This window comes from Geobacillus sp., from assembly GCF_017515625.1.
GTDB lineage: Bacteria > Bacillota > Bacilli > Bacillales > Anoxybacillaceae > Geobacillus > Geobacillus stearothermophilus.
In genome coordinates, this window is record NZ_JAFWFM010000124.1 from 1 (window position 1) to 12,813 (window position 12,813).

Annotated in this window: 9 protein-coding genes and 1 pseudogene; 2 read left to right on the forward strand and 8 right to left on the reverse strand. The window is 52.6% G+C overall.

Annotation, left to right across the window (positions count from 1 at the left end; all coding sequences use genetic code 11):
- Nucleotides 1-169: 169 nt before the first annotated feature.
- Nucleotides 170-367: pseudogene (locus IKE44_RS13840) on the forward strand (IS1634 family transposase); the annotation flags it as partial.
- Between the two features lie 380 nt (nucleotides 368-747).
- Here the strand turns inward: IKE44_RS13840 and argF are convergent.
- The 7 genes from argF to argC form a co-directional block, all read right to left on the reverse strand.
- Nucleotides 748-1,686 carry an ornithine carbamoyltransferase gene (gene argF, locus IKE44_RS07715; RefSeq protein ID WP_049626104.1) on the reverse strand — a complete coding sequence of 313 codons (939 nt, stop codon included), beginning with the start codon at nucleotides 1,684-1,686 and terminating at the stop codon, nucleotides 748-750.
- A complete protein-coding gene (locus tag IKE44_RS07720) occupies nucleotides 1,683-4,811 on the reverse strand; it encodes a carbamoyl-phosphate synthase (glutamine-hydrolyzing) large subunit (protein ID WP_049624658.1) in 3,129 nt (1,042 codons plus the stop codon). Before IKE44_RS07720 ends, argF begins: the two co-directional genes overlap by 4 nt.
- Nucleotides 4,804-5,868 (reverse strand): carbamoyl phosphate synthase small subunit, encoded by a 1,065-nt coding sequence (locus IKE44_RS07725; protein WP_033015608.1) that lies wholly within the window; start codon nucleotides 5,866-5,868, stop codon nucleotides 4,804-4,806. Before IKE44_RS07725 ends, IKE44_RS07720 begins: the two co-directional genes overlap by 8 nt.
- Before the next feature lie 88 nt (nucleotides 5,869-5,956).
- Nucleotides 5,957-7,117: an acetylornithine transaminase gene (locus IKE44_RS07730; protein WP_121678241.1), complete on the reverse strand. Its 1,161-nt coding sequence runs from the start codon at nucleotides 7,115-7,117 to the stop codon at nucleotides 5,957-5,959.
- 3 nt (nucleotides 7,118-7,120) lie between these two features.
- Complete coding sequence (gene argB / locus IKE44_RS07735; protein ID WP_121678242.1) at nucleotides 7,121-7,900, reverse strand: acetylglutamate kinase; 780 nt, start codon at nucleotides 7,898-7,900, stop codon at nucleotides 7,121-7,123.
- A gap of 12 nt (nucleotides 7,901-7,912) precedes the next feature.
- Nucleotides 7,913-9,145: a bifunctional ornithine acetyltransferase/N-acetylglutamate synthase gene (gene argJ / locus IKE44_RS07740; protein WP_121678243.1), complete on the reverse strand. Its 1,233-nt coding sequence runs from the start codon at nucleotides 9,143-9,145 to the stop codon at nucleotides 7,913-7,915.
- A gap of 17 nt (nucleotides 9,146-9,162) precedes the next feature.
- On the reverse strand, nucleotides 9,163-10,197 hold the full coding sequence (gene argC / locus IKE44_RS07745) for an N-acetyl-gamma-glutamyl-phosphate reductase (RefSeq protein WP_049624662.1): 1,035 nt from the start codon (nucleotides 10,195-10,197) through the stop codon (nucleotides 9,163-9,165).
- A gap of 323 nt (nucleotides 10,198-10,520) precedes the next feature.
- Between argC and IKE44_RS07750 the strand changes: the two genes are divergently transcribed.
- Nucleotides 10,521-11,207 (forward strand): Crp/Fnr family transcriptional regulator, encoded by a 687-nt coding sequence (locus IKE44_RS07750; protein ID WP_287465526.1) that lies wholly within the window; start codon nucleotides 10,521-10,523, stop codon nucleotides 11,205-11,207.
- 276 nt (nucleotides 11,208-11,483) lie between these two features.
- On the opposite strand, the gene adhP is transcribed toward IKE44_RS07750, so the two are convergent.
- The gene (gene adhP / locus IKE44_RS07755) at nucleotides 11,484-12,497 is read right to left on the reverse strand and encodes an alcohol dehydrogenase AdhP (protein WP_033015595.1); all 1,014 of its coding nucleotides are present in this window, start codon (nucleotides 12,495-12,497) and stop codon (nucleotides 11,484-11,486) included.
- Between the last annotated feature and the right edge of the window lie 316 nt (nucleotides 12,498-12,813).

The window sequence follows — 12,813 nt, forward strand, 5'->3', positions numbered from 1 at the left end:
ACCCGAGTTCGACAGTTTTGAGGCCATTTTAGGCAAATGAAAATGGCCAAAATGCTGTTATATCAAAGATTTCGCGATGCGGATCCTAGAAAAAAACACTGAATTTCATAGGCACACGAATTCATAATTTATCCTTTAAAAAAAGCCTAATATCGCTTATAATATAGGCATGTACATACGACGAGTGACACGCAAAAACAAAGACGGAACGACTGTGACGGATCCCCATCTTGCTCATAATGAATGGGATCCAAAGGCCAAATAGGCGAAAGCGAAGGTGATGGATTCGTTCGGTCGCGAAGATGAAGTGGATCGCGCCGTCTTGGAGCGTCTGGCCAAAAGCATTTCGCGATTCCTTTCCCCTGACTCATGAATCGTGGCCGAAAGTAAGAGACGAATGCGAGTGTCTCATGCTTGGACATTTTTCTTCAAAAAACGGCGACCTTTATCAACGAACAGAACTGACGGCCAAACAAGCGCTATTCCTTGCGGCTCTAGGGCTGGAACCTCCTCCAAAGATTCTAGGCATCCACCCTCGCGCCTAGATACACGCCCGAAGTGTGCCCAAATGCCTCCGATCCCTTTTGTATCAAGGGGCGAGAGGCATTTTGTTTGCCTAGTGACTGTCGAACTCGGGATGGAGGATCGCAAACGGAACGCCAAGCTGTTCACAACGAAAAGGAGCTCTCCCCTCGAAATCCTTTTCAAAGTGAAAAAGGAACTCCCGAAACGGGAATTCCCCCTTTGCTATAAAACGGACAACAAAATCGCTTTTTGCGCATGAAGCCGGTTGCCGGCCTGCTCAAAGACGACCGAGTTCGGACCGTCCATGACGCCGGCCGTCACTTCTTCGCCGCGGTGGGCCGGCAGACAATGCAAAAAGAGATAATCCGGTTTTGCCGCTTTGACGAGCTCTTCGTTGACTTGATACGGCTGAAACACTTGCAGCCGCTCAGCACTTTCGCTTTCTTGGCCCATGCTCGTCCAGACATCCGTATAAATCGCATCCGCCCCCGCCACCGCCACAAGCGGGTCGTGCGTCACCGTGACGGCGGCGCCTGTCTGTTCACCGATCCGGCACGCCGCCTCGACATATTCTTTCTTTGGCTCATAGCCCGGTGGACAGGCGATGGCGACATCCATGCCGACTTTCGCCGCGGCCACAAGCAAGGCGTTGGCGACGTTGTTCCCGTCGCCGACATAGGCGAGCTTGACGCCTTGGAACGTTTTCTTCACTTCATAAATCGTCAGCAAATCCGCCAACGCCTGGCACGGATGATCGTCGTCCGTCAGGCCGTTGATGACCGGAACGGACGCATATTCGGCCAACTCCTCGACTTTTTGATGGGCAAATGTGCGAATCATAATGACATCGACGTATTGCGACAAGACGCGGGCCGTATCGGCGATCGTTTCGCCGCGGCCAAGCTGCAAATGGTTTCCGTTTAAATACATCGCCTGGCCGCCAAGCTGAATCATGCCGACTTCAAACGACACGCGCGTGCGCGTTGACGGCTTTTCAAAAATCATCGCCATTGTTTTCCCGGAAAGCGGCGTATACGATACACCGGCTTTTTGTTTCGCTTTTAAATCAGCTGCTAACGCCAGCAAGTCCAAAATTTCTTCTGTCGTGAAATCAAGAAGCGTTAAAAAATCTCTCCCTTTTAATGACATCACTGCATTCATGCGATCACCGCCTGTTCTGCCTGTTTTTTCTTTTCCAACCAGCCATGGATCGGCTGCACGTCAAGATGATCGACATCGAGCGCCTGCAAGAAGAGCTTCAATGTCTCACGTTCCGTGAAGACGAGCAATTGTCGGGACAACGCAGTCATTCGTTTGTTCGCTTCGCCTTCCTCTTTGCCCAAGTCGATCACCGCGAGCGCCGTGTCGCGCTTCACCCAATCGGCAAACGGGACATCAGCGACGATGGTCAGCTGTTTTGCCGTCATCTCCGCCTCCAGCTCGGCATCGATGTTGCCAATGACATAGACCTCGTTCGCGTTCGCTTTCTTTTGCAAATACGGATAAAACGCTTTATACGCCGCTTCCTCCTTCGTTGCGGCGATGCTGATGCCTTCGCCGGTCGATTTCATCTCTGGCCCAACCACCGGGTCAACCCCCGGCAGCTTATGGGTCGAAAAGACCGGATACTTTAACACGGCGTACGGCATGACCGCCAATGCGCGAGCTTTTTCGTCAACGATGTCGACAAGTGATTTCCCAAGCAATAACTTTGTCGCAATTTGCGCCAATGGCACGCCGGTCGTTTTGCTGACGATCGGCACCGTCCGGCTCGCGCGCGGGTTCACTTCCAGAACATATACATTGCCGTCCGCAATGACATATTGAATGTTCATAATTCCTTTAAAGCCGAGTTTTTTCGCAATCCGGCCCGCATAGTCGATGATTTTCGCTTTTTCTTCACCTGTGAGCGTCTGCGCCGGCAGCCAAGCATAGCTGTCACCTGAGTGGACGCCGGCTTTTTCGACGTGTTCAATGATGACCGGCAGCACGATGTCTGTTCCATCCGTCACGATGTCCGCTTCTGCCTCTTTCCCGTCCAAATACGCATCAATCAAAATCGGATAGGTCAACTCGCCTTGCTCGATCAAAGCAGCGAGCTGCGCCTCGCTATGGACGATAAACATGCCGCGGCCCCCGATGACATACGACGGACGAAGCAGCACCGGGCAGCCGATCTCAGCCGCTTTGGCGGCGAGCTCCTCGGCATTGTTCGCCACCAAGCCCGGTACGTGCGGAATGTCAAGCTCCTCAAGCAACTGGTAAAAACGATCGCGATCCTCGAGCTGGTCAATCATATCGTACGTGACGCCAAGCAGCGGCACACCTGCTTCTTCGAGTCCTTTGACCAAATTGATCGCCGTCTGACCGCCAAATTGAACGATGACATGCTTGATTTGTTCCGCTTCGATAACATCGAGGACGCTCTCAAGCGTCAGCGGTTCAAAGTACAGACGGTCGGCGACGGCAAAGTCGGTGCTCACCGTTTCCGGATTGTTGTTGATCATCACCGTTTCATAGCCCTCTTTTTGCAAGGCGAACACGCTATGAACGGAGCTGTAGTCAAACTCAATGCCTTGGCCGATGCGGATCGGTCCGGCTCCAATGATCAGCACTTTCTCTTTGCCGCTCGGTTGTTTTCGCTCGTCTTCGCCGAAATAAGTCGAGTAGTAATAATCCGTTTCTGAATGAAATTCGGCCGCGCACGTGTCGACCATTTTGTATGACGGCACGATGCCAAGTTCCTTCCGCTTGTTGCGCACGTCAAGCTCCGTCACGCCCCACGTTTCAGCTAAAAAGGCGTCGCTACATCCTTTTTCTTTCAAGAAACGGAACGTTTGCTCCTCAATCGTATCCAACGTTGCAGCCGCTGCCTGTTTTTCAAGGGCGACAAGCCGCTCGAACGAGCAAAGGAAAAAGTGGTCGATTTTCGTCCATTTGTGAATGGCTTCAACCGCCACCCCGCGGCGGAGCAGTTCCAAAATCGCGAAAAAGCGGCGGTCGTCTTTGTCGACAAGCAGCTGTTTCAGCTCATCATTCGTTTTCACCGAAAGCTCCGGCAACAACAGTCCGTTGTTTTTGCCTTCGAGCGACTGCACCGCTTTTTGAAACGCCCGCTCCATGTTACGGTCGATCGCCATCACTTCCCCGGTCGCCTTCATTTGCGTGCCGAGCTTCCGATCCGCGTGCGGAAACTTGTCAAACGGCAAGCGCGGAAACTTGACGACGACATAATCCAAGGCCGGTTCAAAGCTGGCGTACGTCGTTTTCGTCACCGGATTGACGAGTTCCGCGAGCGTATAGCCGACCGCCAGCTTCGCCGCAATGCGGGCGATTGGGTAGCCGGTCGCTTTCGAGGCGAGCGCTGACGAGCGGCTGACGCGCGGGTTGACTTCGATTAAGTAATATTGTTTGCTGTTCGGGTCAAGGGCGAACTGAATGTTGCAGCCGCCGATGATCCCTAATGCGGAAATGATCTTCACCGCCGACGAACGGAGCATTTGGTACTCCTCATCGGTCAACGTCTGCGACGGTGCGACGACGATCGAATCGCCCGTGTGGATGCCGACTGGATCGACGTTTTCCATATTGCAAACGGTAATGCACGTATTCGATTGGTCGCGCATCACTTCATATTCAATTTCCTTAAATCCGGCGACGCTCCGTTCGATCAAACATTGATGAATCGGGCTTTCGTTCAATCCTTTTTCCACGAGCGCGAGAAACTGCTCCATGTTTTCGGCAATGCCGCCGCCCGTCCCGCCGAGCGTATATGCAGGACGAATAATGATCGGAAAACCGATTTGTTCGGCGAACGCGACCGCTTCCTCGACGCTTGTAACAATTTCGCTTTCCGGCACCGGTTCGCCAAGCTCGTGCATCAACGCGCGGAACGCTTCGCGGTCCTCCCCGCGCTTAATCGCTTCAATCGGTGTTCCGAGCAGTCTCACCCCATACTTTTCAAGCACGCCGGCTTCATGCAGCTGAAACGCCAAGTTGAGCCCTGTCTGGCCCCCGAATGTGGCGAGCAGCCCGTCCGGGCGTTCTTTGGCAATAATCGCTTCGACCGCCTCAACGGTGAGCGGTTCAAAATACACGGCATCGGCATGGACATCATCGGTCATGATCGTCGCCGGATTGTTGTTCACTAAAATAACGCGGTATCCTTCTTCCTTTAAGGCGATGCACGCCTGTGTGCCGGAATAATCAAACTCAGCAGCCTGGCCGATGACGATCGGCCCCGACCCGATCAGGAGAATCGATTGAAGCGAAGAATCTTTAGGCATAGACGTTCTCTCCCTTGAACACGGTTTGCAAAAATTCGTCGAAAATATAGCCGGTATCGTGCGGCCCGGGATGCGCCTCCGGATGGTATTGCACGGACAAAATCGGTTTATGGCGATGGACGATGCCCTCGACCGAACCGTCGTTGACGTTAATGAAACGAATGTCAAACGGTTTGCCCACCAAACTGCCTTCTTTGACGACATAACTATGGTTTTGCGATGTCATCATCACGTTTTGTTTCACCGCGTCCCACACCGGTTGATTGGCGCCGCGATGCCCGAAACGGAGTTTTTCCGTATCCGCCCCGTACGCCAAGGCAACGAGCTGATGGCCAAGGCAAATCGCAAGCGTCGGATACCGGTCGATCAGCTGACGGATAGCGGGAAGCTGATGGCGTAACTGTTTCGGATCGCCTGGGCCGTTCGAGAGGACAAGCCCGTCCGGTTTCAGCGCGTCAATCGCTTCCGGCGCCGTATCATGCGGCACAACCGTCACCCGGCAACCGCGCGCAAGAAGCGACTGCAAAATCGATTTTTTATAGCCGAAATCGACGAGCACCAAATGCGGGCCGCCTTCGCCGTATGTTTCGATCGTTCTCGTTGACACCGCGCGCACGGGAAATACTGCTTCCACGCCTCCAACGGCTGAAATCGGCGACAAACTTAATTCCGCCATCATCGTTCCAGCGGTGCGGATTTCTTTCACAAGGGCGCGCGTGTCCACGTGCGTGAGAAGCGGAATGTTCCAATGCTGCAAGTATTCCGCCAGACTGTATTTCGCCCCGTAATGAAACCCTTCTCGGCTCGCTTCGTAGACGACGACCGCTTCGACGTGCGGCCGCTTGCTTTCAAAATCGTTTTCGTTGATGCCGTAATTGCCGATGAGCGGGTACGTAAAAACGATGATTTGGTTTTTATACGACGGGTCGGTCAACACTTCTTGATACCCGGTCATGCCGGTGAAAAAAACGATCTCCCCGCTCACCTTTTCTTCAAGCGGAGCGGCGAGCTCCCCGCTGAACGTTTTTCCGCTCGCCACATGCAAATACGCTTTCATTGGCGCCACCTCATCGTTTGAGTTTTTATAACCGTTCGGGAATTTTTATGCATGAACAAGAATAAAAATTAAGCCGTCGGCCGTCCGTTTACAAGACGGCTGAGGCGTTGGCGTTGTTCAACACGTTTGTCAAAATGTCCACCGCTTCATCGATTTCCGCTTTCGTCACGACAAGCGGCGGCAACAGGCGGATCACGTTCAGCCCCGCCGAAAGGACGAGCAAGCCGTTTTCGTGAATCAATGGCAACAGCGGTGCGACGTCCGTTTGGCACTCGATTCCGACCAGCAGCCCGAGTCCGCGCACGTCCTTGACGATGTCAAGCGAAGCGAGCGCGTCATGGAGGCGTGCAAGCAAATAGCGGCCTTTCTCCTGCACATCTTGCAAAAACGCCGGATCAAACACCACTTCTAACGTCGCCTTGGCGGCGGCCATCGCGATCGGGTTGCCGCCAAACGTCGACCCGTGCACCCCAGGTCCAAACGATTCTTTCAAAAACGCTTTGCCGATCATCGCCCCAACCGGAATGCCGCTGCCAAGCCCTTTCGCTGCGGTGATGATGTCCGGCTCCACATCAAAGTGCTGGTACGCAAACGGCTTCCCAGTCCGGCCGATGCCAGTTTGCACCTCATCGATGATCAAAAGCGCCCCGTGCTGTTGACACAGCTCCGACGCTGTCTGCAAAAACGCCGGGTCAACCGGGCGGACGCCGCCTTCCCCTTGGACGACTTCAAGCATGACTGCCGCCACTTCTTCGCTCATCGCCTGCTTGAGCGCGTCGACATCATTCAGCGGCAAGTGAATGAATTCCGGAAGCAGCGGACCAAAACCGCTATACACTTTCTCCTGCCCGGTCGCCGTCATCGTCGCGAACGTGCGGCCGTGAAACGACTGGCGGAACGTAATGACTTTATGTCTCCCGGTATGTTTGCGCGCCAGCTTCAGCGCCGCCTCGTTCGCTTCCGCCCCGCTGTTGCAGAAAAAAACATAATCGCCGGCGCTGTGGGCGACAAGCAAGGAGGCGACCTCTTCTTGAATCGGGATCGTAAACAAGTTCGAGACGTGCCAATATTGATTCAGCTGTTGTTCAATGCCCGTTTGGACATGCGGATGGCGATGGCCGAGATTGCAGACGGCAATGCCGGAAACAAAGTCGAGATATTGTTTTCCGTTCACATCGGTCACCACCGTCCCTTCGGCCGACTGGACGGCGATATTCCAACGGTTGTAAGTTGGAAACAGCGCGCTCATTATTTAGTAGACCCCCACTTCGTTTTCTTTCCGAATCGTTGTCCCATACCATGTTCCGTTCTGATAAAACGTTGTTTTGCCACTGACGATCATCACTTCCGGCAGCGCATCGGACAGGGCGGAGAGCGCCGCTTTCACTTTCGGAATCATCCCACCCGTGATGACGCCGTCTTCGATCAGTCGTTCAATCATTTCCACCGTCGCCTCAGCCACGAGCGCACCGTCTCGCAAAATGCCGGGTACGTTCGTCACAAACGCGAGCTGGCTGGCGCCGATGGCCGCTGCGACCGCCCCAGCCGCCGTGTCAGCGTTAATGTTGTACGTTTGCCCGTTTTGGTCGATGCCAAGCGGGGAAATGACCGGGATGTAGCCCGCCGCAAGCAGCGTGCGCAACAGCTGGGAACGAACGGTTTTCACACGGCCGACATAGCCGAGTTTGGCCAAGTCGATCGGTTCTGCTTCAAGCAGTCCCCCGTCCACGCCGGAAACACCGACCGCGGGCAAACCGTGCTGCCTGAGCATCGCGACAAGCTGTTTGTTCACTTTGCCGGAGAGCACCATTTCCACAACCGCGAGCACGTCTTTCGTCGTCTTCCGCAAGCCGTTGACAAACTCGCTCGGCACGGACAATTTTTTTAACATGTGTCCGATTTCCGGCCCGCCGCCGTGGACGATGACGACCTCCATCCCTTGTTTTCGCATTGCGTTCACGCTGGCAAAAAAGGCGGGAGACAACTCATCAAGCACGCTGCCGCCGCATTTGATGACGACCTTTTTCCCCATCGTTCTCTCTCCTTACGTCCGATAGCTGGCGTTAATTTTCACATAATCGTATGTCAAATCGCAGCCCCACGCAACGCCGACACCATCGCCTATATGCAAATCGACCTCAATGACGACCGTCTCTTGTTGCAAATACGCCGCCGCTTCTTCTTCCGAGAACGGCTGCGGCTCGCTTCCTTTCAGCATCACCATCGTCCCGATGGCGACATCGACGTTGTCCGGGTTCACTTCGGCATCCGAATAGCCGATCGCGCCGATGATCCGCCCCCAGTTGGCGTCCGCGCCGTAAACGGCCGTTTTCACTAAGTTGGAGCCAACGATTTGCTTGGCGATTTTTTTCGCTTCCTCATCCGTTTTCGCGCCGCGCACGCGCACTTCAATGAGCTTCGTGGCCCCCTCGCCGTCTTTGGCGATTTGCTTCGCCAAGTCTTCGCACGTTTTCCGCAGCGCCTCGTAAAAGTATTCCCAGTCCGGATGATCCGGCGTCAACTCATCATTTCCAGCAAGACCGCTTGCCATCACGACGACCATATCATTTGTCGACGTATCGCCGTCGACCGTAATTTGGTTAAACGAAACGTCCGTAATCGACCGCAGCGCCGCGTGCAGCACCGGCGACGAAACATTGGCATCCGTCGTGATGAATGCGAGCATCGTCGCCATGTTCGGATGGATCATCCCCGATCCTTTCGCCGCTCCGCCGACGGTGACCGTTTTCCCGTCGATCGTTGTTTGGTAACAAGCGCGCTTCATCACCGTATCGGTCGTTAAAATCGCCGTTTGAAACGCCTCCGCATCCGCCATCGTCACCCCTGGAACAAGCTGTTTGATGCCGGCGCGAATTTTTTCCATCGGCAAATATTCCCCGATCACGCCCGTTGAAGCGACGGCCACATGGTGCAGCGCCAGGCCAAACTGTTTCGCGCACAACTCGCGCATTTCATAGGCGTCCTTGAGCCCTTGCGCACCGGTGCAGGCGTTCGCGCATGCACTGTTGACGATGACCGCCTGCAATTTTTGTTCTACAGCGAGGCTCGCCTGCGTCACTTTGAGCGGCGCCGCCTGAAAATGGCTTTGCGTATACACCGCCGCCGCCGAAGCGGGCACGTCGCATAGAATAACCCCTAAATCGTTTTTCGAATAGCGCAGCCCGGCACTCACCCCGGCCGCTTGAAATCCTTTCGGCGTAACCACTGTTCCATCGACGACCGCCGTTACTTGCGCCGTTTGTTTCGTTGCTGTCATTGTTCGTTCCCCTTCCCTCACGGATAGATCGGCAAGGATCGGAGGCCCTCCGCCTCATCCCAACCCATCATCAAGTTGAAGTTTTGCACCGCCTGCCCGGCAGCGCCTTTCATCAAGTTGTCGATCACCGACACGACCGTCACCCGTCCCGTCCGCTCATCGTAGGCGAGGCCGATGTCGCAATAATTTGATCCGTACACTTCTTTCGTCGCTGGAAATTGCCCGACCTTGCGAACACGGACAAACGACGAACCTTCATAACTTGTTTTATATAAATCTACCAAATCGTTTGGCGAAATCGATTGTTTCGCCTTCGCATAGATCGTCGCCATAATGCCCCGTGTCATCGGAATCAAATGGGTGCTGAACGTAATTGGCTCCATCGCTTCATTCCACGTTTGCAGCGTTTGCTCAATTTCCGGAATGTGCTGATGGACGTTCACTTTATAAATTTTCACGTTTTCGTTCACTTCGGAAAAATGCGTCCCAAGCCCTGCTTTCCGCCCCGCGCCCGATACGCCGGACTTGGCGTCAACGATGATCGAATCTTCCTGAATCAATCCTTCTTTGACAAGCGGCGCCAGGCCAAGCAGCGTCGCCGTCGGATAACAGCCCGGGTTGGATAGGAGCACGGCCTCGCGCACCGCCTCCCGATTCCACTCGGTCAGCCCGTACACCGCCTTTTGCAAATATTCCGCCGGCGCCGTCTGCCGCCCGTACCATTGTTCGTACACCGCTCCGTCTTTCAAACGGAAATCGCCCGATAAATCGATCACTTTCACTCCCCGATCCACGAGCGCCGGCGCCCACTCCCCGGACACCCCGGGCGGCGTGGCGAAAAAGACCGCATCGTAACGGGAAAGCGCCTCGATTTCAAGTTTATGCAACACCGCACCATCGACCGAACCGACGTGCGGGAAACTTTCCGATACATGAACCCCGTCCTGCGACGACGAGAACACGTCGCAACGGCTCACATGCGGATGCCCGTATAGCAAGCGGAACAACTCCGCGCCGCTGTACCCCGTCGCCCCGATAATGGCTACGTTCATCATGTTCCCCCTCACCCGTATGCCTCATGTAGTTCTCATTATAATACTGTATAAAAATAAAATCAAATGTATATTTAATAATTTTCAAGGATTTTTTTCTTGCCCCTCCCTCCGTCTATGGGAAACGAATACCGATTTGTCCCGGCAGCCAAGGTGCATCCTTGACTCCATCGCCCTCATGTTCTTGGGATGCAAAGACTTTCACAAACGATTCCACCGATGTTCAACAAGTTTTCAATCTTTCCACTATCCTTATATTGACTTCCCTCTTTTTTCCTGTACACTTTTATATAACGATACATTTTACGTAAGGTTGTGATCAGATGAACGAGATGGAATCTTGTGAATGGCAGAAGTGGCTTACACCGCTTGGACGCGATCTTCGCCTTGAGAAGGGAACGTACTTGTTTCAAGAAGGGGAAAAAACAGACGATATTTACTATATCCAATCGGGGAAAATCCAAATCAGCAAAATGGACATGGACGGACAGGAGCTCGCACTGCGCATTTGCAGCGAGGGCGATTTGATCGGCGAGCTGACACTGTTTTGCCCTGGCGCCCGCTACATGCTGACGGCGAAAGTGCTGGAAGACGGCGTCGTTTCCGCCATTAAGCGCGAGACGCTCGAACAAGAACTTGCCAACAATCCGACGCTGGCGATCGAGTTGATGAAATGGATGAGCCTCCATTTCCGCAAAACGCAGACGAAATTCCGCGACTTGATTTTACACGGCAAAAAAGGAGCGCTCTATTCAACGCTCATCCGTTTGTGCAACAGCTACGGCGTCATGAAAGAAGACGGCATTTTGATCGACGTGCCGCTGACGAACCAAGAGCTCGCCAACTTTTGCGGCACCTCCCGTGAAGTCGTCAACCGCATGCTCGGCGATTTGCGGAAAAAAGGCGTCATCTCCGTGCAAAAAGGCAAAATCCGCGTCCACAACCTGCAATACTTGCGCGACGAAATCGCCTGCGAATGCTGCCCGCCCGAGCTGTGCAGCATCGACTGACGGGCGGGTGCGGAAAAAAAGGAGCTCCTTTTTAATGGTTGGTTGCACTTTCATTTTAAGGGGATCCTCATGCAAGGGCTATTTTTATGCTTGTTTGAGTTTATCTAGCACCACGGGTAATATGCTATACCTCCTGAGCCGTCTGATCGACCGTATCGGACGTTTTGTGGGACGTAAATAAGGAAGAGCTTCATGATCATCAAGTATTTTCCGTTGAAGTAAAATAAGAAGGCGCCCTCAGACGCCTTCTTTTTAATCTACTTTTTAATCTACTTTTTAATCTACTTTTAATACGACGCGGCCGTTAATTTGCCCTTTTAACATACGATCGAATACGTCGTTAATGTTTTCAAGCGGTTGCACTTCGACAATTGTTTTTACTTTTCCTTCTGCTGCAAATTGAAGTGCCTCTTGTAAGTCTTTGCGCGTACCAACGATAGAACCAATAATTTTTACTCCATTTAATACTGTATCGAAAATTGGAATAGGTATTTCTTCCGGCGGTAATCCGACGAGTACGCAAGCACCACCGCGACGAATGGATTTGTAGGCTGATTCGAACGCGGCTTTTGAAACAGCTGTGACGACAGTCGCATGCACACCGCCCACTTTTTCTTTTATCCATTGTGCTGCATCATCATGTTTCGGATTGACGACAAGATCTGCACCAAGTTGTTTAGCAAGCTCAAGTTTTTCATCACCTAAATCGACAGCAACGACGTTTAACCCCATCGCCTTTGCGTATTGGACTGCGACATGTCCAAGCCCGCCGATACCGTAAATGGCTACCCATTCACCTGGTTTTGCGCCTGTTACTTTGAGCGCTTTATATGTTGTTACACCAGCGCAAAAGATTGGAGCGGCTTCTTCAAACGATAAGTTATCAGGAATTTTTACGACATAATCGGCTGCAGCACGGCAATATTCAGCATAACCACCATCGACGGAATAGCCAGCGTTTTGTTGACGTTCGCATAATGTTTCTTGTCCGCTTAAGCAATAGTCACAATGACCGCACGCCGAATAAAGCCAAGGGATACCTACGCGATCTCCAACTTTTAAATGTGTTACCCCAGGACCTACTTCTTCAATTACACCGACGCCTTCATGGCCAGGAATGAGAGGCAGTTTAGGCTTTACAGGCCAGTCGCCATGTGCGGCATGCAAGTCTGTATGGCATACCCCACATGCTTTGATGCGCACTAATACTTCCCCGTATGAGATCTTAGGTTTTTCCACTTCTTTCACTTGTAACGGCTTTTTAAATTGTTCCACAACTGCAGCTTTCATGATTATAATCCTCCTTCTAGGCAAAAAGGGACTTTTTGATCTGTACATATGTAGTGTAACATACATTTAACTTGTGGAAAATATCGCAAATAAAATATTCAAAAAAATGAAAAATATTTTTGGATAAAAAGTTAAAAATTTGGTTCGGGAGTTGACATCATATAAAGTTTCTGTTCTATATACATGCTCATTGAAAAGTTAACCTTCGCATAAGCGGTGCCCACTCTGGTTATACTGCTCCTAAGGAAAAGCATGGGAAAGGAGCGGAATTCTGCATGAAACGTCTCAACATCACCGACAACCATGGATGGACGCC

Excerpts from the sequence above, each read along its gene's own strand:
- argF (WP_049626104.1), bottom strand. The coding sequence starts at position 1,686 with ATGAATGCAGTGATGTCATTAAAAGGGAGAGATTTTTTAACGCTTCTT.
- IKE44_RS07720 (WP_049624658.1), bottom strand. The coding sequence starts at position 4,811 with ATGCCTAAAGATTCTTCGCTTCAATCGATTCTCCTGATCGGGTCGGGG.
- IKE44_RS07725 (WP_033015608.1), bottom strand. The coding sequence starts at position 5,868 with ATGAAAGCGTATTTGCATGTGGCGAGCGGAAAAACGTTCAGCGGGGAG.
- IKE44_RS07730 (WP_121678241.1), bottom strand. The coding sequence starts at position 7,117 with ATGAGCGCGCTGTTTCCAACTTACAACCGTTGGAATATCGCCGTCCAG.
- argB (WP_121678242.1), bottom strand. The coding sequence starts at position 7,900 with ATGGGGAAAAAGGTCGTCATCAAATGCGGCGGCAGCGTGCTTGATGAG.
- argJ (WP_121678243.1), bottom strand. The coding sequence starts at position 9,145 with ATGACAGCAACGAAACAAACGGCGCAAGTAACGGCGGTCGTCGATGGA.
- argC (WP_049624662.1), bottom strand. The coding sequence starts at position 10,197 with ATGAACGTAGCCATTATCGGGGCGACGGGGTACAGCGGCGCGGAGTTG.
- IKE44_RS07750 (WP_287465526.1), top strand. The coding sequence starts at position 10,521 with ATGAACGAGATGGAATCTTGTGAATGGCAGAAGTGGCTTACACCGCTT.
- adhP (WP_033015595.1), bottom strand. The coding sequence starts at position 12,497 with ATGAAAGCTGCAGTTGTGGAACAATTTAAAAAGCCGTTACAAGTGAAA.